The sequence below is a fragment of the Bacillus sp. 05T31 genome (assembly GCF_056396725.1).
The window spans coordinates 1-6,061 of sequence record NZ_JBFTMA010000603.1 but is presented as its reverse complement, the minus strand read 5'-3'; the positions used below and the strand labels follow the sequence as shown (position 1 = coordinate 6,061).

Sequence of the window (6,061 nt, the reverse complement as noted above, 5' to 3'; positions counted from 1 at the left end):
GATGTAGTAAGAGTGTTATTCACACTCAACCCCTTTGCACTCGCAATGTCTCGAACATCAATTTCTTGATCCCCTGAAATAAAGCGATATGCATTTGCTGTTGTTTGATAGTCAAATGATACTTTATAAGTTACGCCATGTTCGAAACGATAATTTTGAGGGATAGTACGGTACAGCAACCCTTTATTTCCAGTGTTCACTTTAACGGACCAATTCCCACCTAATACATCATCGACTAACTTTTTACCTGCCCATCCTTTTTGCGTATATGGAGCATGCAATTCAGACAAATGAATTCTGTTGTCTTCTACACCTTCTGTGTTACCAATAACGAATGGGTAAATGCCTTGTACCACCATTTCAAAATCTTGTTTAAATTCCGTCGGTGAGACATTATTTTTCAAGGACTTTTGAACGATCCGAATATCATCAAATTTTGTGTTTCCTTTTCCGGAATCACGGCTGAGAGTTAATTTAGCTTTATTAGATACAGCTGTAAAGCTCACTTGCATTATTTGCATTTTGCTATTGTATCCATCATTTGAGGCATGTGAATCTGCCTTAACATAGTTCTTTTGCAGGCTGCGAAGTGTGTAATTGTTAACGTCTTCTTTCCCACCTGTTACTGTAATTCCGGCCTTTACATCACTATTGTTTTCAACATATACCTCTGCAACATAATCTTTCCCCGGTTCCAAACCAGTAAGGACACGGGAAACAGTTGTATCTTTCGATGGACTATCAATATTCAAGTAATAATCTCCGCTACTTAAATCACGGTTGCTTCCAGTTTGATTCGTTCTAACAGCGCTTACAGCTTTGTTATCACCTTCAATAGTTGTATATGCACTTACTTTTCCTGTATTGAATCCCGCGTCATATATATGAGCACCCTTACTCCAATCATAGTCAAGGATTTCCAAACCTTTATCTCTTTTTGGTACAACAACATATGGAGTTGCCGCACCAGCTGTCAAAGTTACCTTATTATTTACGACCTTGACTTCTTTCATATCTGCTCTACCGCGATCTGTCAATTTGTATACATAAACACTAGATACACCCTTATATTCATCTGGAAGTGTCCAAGTAGTTGTACCACCTTCCAAATTCCAATGATATAGTTTTTCAGAATTAGAAGTTGGATTTTTAAAATCTTGTTTCACCCAAGGAATTAAATAAGTGTGTCCATCAAGTACAACGTTTCCATTCAGTGTAATAACACGTTCCCTAGAATTGTCTTTTCTAGTTACATCGACAACATCCCCATTACTTGGGTCTTTCAATTTTATTTCCTTTTCTAAGTTTGTCTTGCTTTTATCCCCTTCTACAGCTGTCCAATTCGTTACATAATATTTTTGTAAGAATTTAGTAGGTAGATTCGTATCAAATGTCATGCGAATAAAATTATCAAAATTCTTATCAGATTGCCACCCTTCGAAACCAGCTAATTCAAATCCACCAAGCAATGGATGATCAGCGGTTCCTCCTACTTCAGGCCAATTCAACACCCAAGAATCTCTTTGGTGATTGCTAATAAAGCGTAGTACTTCTGAGTTGATACCTTTGCTTTCCGGTCCACCGTAGTTTTTATCGGTAGCCCAGTGTTGCCACGTTGAATAATTGGCCATAGAACCACCAAATTCCGTTGTTAGTCTCCAGCCCCTATCTTTAAATTGATCTGCTATTCTATTTGATTCCCATTGATTTTGATACCATACATCTAAATAAATAAAGTCAAGATCTGAAACAGCAGCTTTCAATTCATCTAGTCTTTTCGCACGCGCTCCAGTATACAAATCTTTTAATTTATTAATTGTATAAGATTGATCTAGCCATCCCCATCCTAAAGAATTTGGACGATCAATAAAATCATTGTTGAAAGCTTTCGCTTCAGGATAAACTTCCTGCGCATTGATATGGACACCAAATTGGGTATTATACTTATGCCCCTCTTTAATAAGCGTATCCAAATCTTTCACGCCACCCATACGCTCACCTACATTACCGTAATCCGGATGACCACTGTCATGTCCTTCGTTTGCATATCCTTTTAATAAAACAGCCTGCCCCAATTCATCTGTAGCAAGAGCAACCTTTTTAATATTATCTGCTGTTTTTAAGAATGGTTGTTGTGCTTGTGATCCGAAATTCATTGCAATACGCATTCCAACATTATTGTTTACATCTTGATATCCTTTAATGTCTTGCATAATATCACGGTATGGAATCTACGCTTACATCCACATCTCCTGATTTCCTAACATCAGTACTAATATTCGTTAATTTAGCTTTTGCACCTTTTTGCTCCGAATTTACTGAGATAACGTTCATATCAGCAAACTCAACTGTTTCAATTTTTGCACTACCATTATTTTTAATTTCATCGAAACTATAAATAACTTTATTATCATTTACTTTCAAAGATACCTTAAATACAGCATCAAGATTTTTAATTTCATCCACAACTTTTAATGTATATAGCACTTCACTATCGCTTAACTTTTCAAAGCTTACTTTAGGATAGTATAGTGCACCATTTACTTTCAATCCGTAAACAGGTGATTCTTGTCCATTCATTACTTTATCGCCAACTTTGTATTTCACAACCCGCGGGAATACTTGGTCAATAGTGACATCCATATACTTTGACTTTAATGTATCTTCTACTGGTGGAGTATCTGGAGGTTTTAGCGCACTATATTCCTTGATTTTGACATTAGAAATCGTAATATCGGCAGCTCCTCGGCTTTTTTCAAACCCAAGTCCCCCCGCTTGATCTACACCACCTGTTAAAGTCCAAGAATCTACCTTTTTACCATCAATGTATAACGTTGCAACATCGTCCATGAATACTAAACGTAAATGGTATGTTTGTTTTGCTTTTAACGGTACATTTGAAGTCATCGACGTCCAATTGTTTATAGGTCCAAATGTTTCACCAAAATACTGGTCGTTCGTATCCCCTGTTCCCACATAAGTGTATGCAGATGCATTTTGAACACGATAGATTAATCCAAAGCGATTCATCTTATCAGTATTAGTAGTAACATCCGCTTCAAAAACACCATTTTTAATTGCTTTCATTTGGTTATAGACAAYTCGATTCTTTTGGGTAGATGTAACACCGAAAGTTGCTGAACCATCTTCATTATAAGTAACTTTTCCATCGCCTGAGATAATTTTAAAGTCGCCTTCTTCTAGTTTATTATCCGTAATGTCGACAAGTTTTTCATCTCCTGGATCCGTGCCTCCATCTCCAGGTGCAGCTCCTAATTCAATGAGAACTTGACTTTTTTTATCTCCAAAAGCACCAAGTTTAACTGCTTCCTTACCTGTAAGGAGGTTATTTACATCATTAGGTAAAGTAACCGGTCCAAATAAATCTTTTCCATCTAATGTAATATTCAAAGTGGTTGCGTTATAATCAATTTTTATGGAATGTGAGGTCCCAGCCTCTGGAAGTGAAACATTCGGTCTCGTTTTTAACCAATCACCTTTTCCTTGATATTTGTATTCATAGAACCATCCAAGTGAGTCGTAGCCTACAAAAACGAAGTTATTATTGTCAATATAGTGAGGATAGAAACCAAATCTAGTATCTTCTCCACTGGTTTCTGGAGTAAAGGTATACGCCATCGTTCCCGATTCTTTAGCGATTTTATTTTGTTCTTGGAAAATTGCAGCTTTAGCCCCATTATCATTTCCGGCACCTGCTCCAAGCCTTACATAGGACTTCCCATTTTGTTCTATTATTGCATTGATTTCGTTTCCTCCAGATGAAATTGTAACCCATGGATTAGACACATTTGCTCCTACATGTAATGGCACCATCATGCTCACTAAAAATGTCGGCACAATTAGCACAAGTGCAAGAAGAGTATTAAAAGCTCTCTTGAAATGCTTACTCTCCAATTCTTCTCCCCCTTTGAATTTCAAATTTTAATTAAAGACAATACCTGCACATTAATTTTTAAAATATACCAAAACCTGAAAGGTACCGCTTTCACTTATGTTTAGAATAGTTTTTTTAAAGCTCCCACTCAATAAAGATATTGTTTCTTTTTTTAGATATATTGTCTTTTAGTAAAGCGCTTACACATTCTAGGTATTATTACCTTTTTTCAGCTATATTTACTTCAGATATAAAGTGCACCTCACATATCCTTGTTTTAAACTATAGTTACTACTACTTTTACTGTTTTGGACTTTCCACCTAGGATTTTCACACATGCTGGCCTTACTAAAAAATGAGCAGATAAATGTCTGCTCATTTTTCTTCATTCCGTTTAAAAATTGATTCTGATGCAAATATTTCTTAAAAATAAATGAATTGAAAGATATATGGAAGAAAAGATATTGTACTAACTTTGAAGCTCAGCTGTTACTTTCACTTTAGCAAACCATGAGTTAGCTGTCTCTTTCAACACGAAATTCAGTTCTTCAGTATTCCTTTTACCAATATCTTTTAACCAATCACGACCTGCTTGTTCACCGCCTAAAGCAAACGGTATCACACCGTCTCTCCAAGTTGCCCGACCACATAACACTCCGTTAAAGGTAGAACCAGAGTCTTTAGCAAATTTTAATGTTTCTTGAAATAATTTTGCGCTTACTCCTGCACTCAGGAAAATAAACGGCAGCTCGGTTACTTCACTTTGTTCTTTGAAATAAGAAGCTGCTTTTTCTTTACTGTAAACAAATTCACCTGCTGTATATCCTTCCACAAAGTTCATATCTACTGGAACTTCTACTTTTAATACATCTACTTTGTATTGTGGTTTCGAGCATCATAGTAGAGTAAGAATTTAATAGCATCGGCACCTGCTTCCTTTAATCGCTTCACTGACCATTCCGGTAATAAATCCGGCAACCGGCCTACTTCTGACGCATCGTATCCAGTTTTTTCATACGCTACGATTAATCCTGATTCTTTATCGCGGACCTTAGCCGCTGGCAGACCATATTCCGGGTCCAAAAGAATCGCTGTTGCAAATGGTGTTAATTCCTCAGAAACTAACTCTTTGAAACGGATAATGCCCTCATCTCCAACATGACTTGCACCACCAGACGCAATCATTTTTTTCAATGAACCGCGTTGATCAATAGCCAATGCCCCAATTATGCCATTTTCAGCAGATAGCCGTTTTAGAGCTTCCAATTTATTTTTGGTTAGTTCTAACATCAACATTCTCCTCTATCAATCTATTTTTACAACTTTAACGAGATCAAAGTATTGTTTAAACTTATTCACATTAATATAACCAGTTCCAGCTTCCATGGTATTTAACATTCCTGTAGTCATCGCCGTTTTAAGAACAGTCTCGACGGTTTGATTTTGATGTAGTGCCACAGCTAACCCTGCAACTGTCGCATCACCAGACCCTACAGGATTGACCACTTTTATTTTTGGAATCGTAACTCTGTAATAGTCCTCGCCGTGCCTAACAAATGCACCTTCACTACCCATTGAAACGATAATCCACTCAATACCAGTAAATAGTTCATGGTTTAATGCTTGCTTTAGACCTATGATTCCCGCTTCCATGTTACTGCCCAGCAGCTGAGATAATTCCGCTGTATTTGGTTTGATGGCAAATGGTTTTTCTTTATGCATCATGGCTTGTTTCAAAGATTCTCCTGATGAATCCATAATTACTGGAATTTCATTTTTATGACAGATTTCTAACATTTGATAATAAAAGTTAGTCGGTAACCCTTTCGGCAAACTGCCCGAAATTGTCACAAGTGAAGCTGTTGTAAGCAGACATTCAAATTTCCCTAAAAAAATTGTCCCTTCTTCTTTGGATAATGTCGGCCCAGATTCTAAAATCTCTGTTTGCATCCCTTCATGAAGAATAGCAATACAATTTCTTGATTCTTTTTTAATTTTCAAAAAGTCATTTGGAATATTGCTTTTATTTAATTCTTGAATAATATATTCACCAATCGTACCACCAAGCACACCTGTCGCTAGGACAACTTCTTCCTATTTAATTCTTGAATAATATATTCACCAATCGTACCACCAAGCACACCTGTCGCTAGGACAACTTCTTCC

General features: G+C 36.7%; 3 pseudogenes. All 3 read right to left on the bottom strand.

The features are described 5' to 3' along the window. Nucleotides 1-3,915 (bottom strand): annotated as a pseudogene (locus AC1DJR_RS25005) (endo-alpha-N-acetylgalactosaminidase family protein); the annotation flags it as partial. 449 nt (nucleotides 3,916-4,364) lie between these two features. Next, nucleotides 4,365-5,185: pseudogene (locus AC1DJR_RS25000) on the bottom strand (tagatose-bisphosphate aldolase). 15 nt (nucleotides 5,186-5,200) lie between these two features. Further along, a pseudogene (locus tag AC1DJR_RS24995) lies at nucleotides 5,201-5,989 on the bottom strand (hexose kinase); the annotation flags it as partial. Nucleotides 5,990-6,061: the final 72 nt, after the last annotated feature.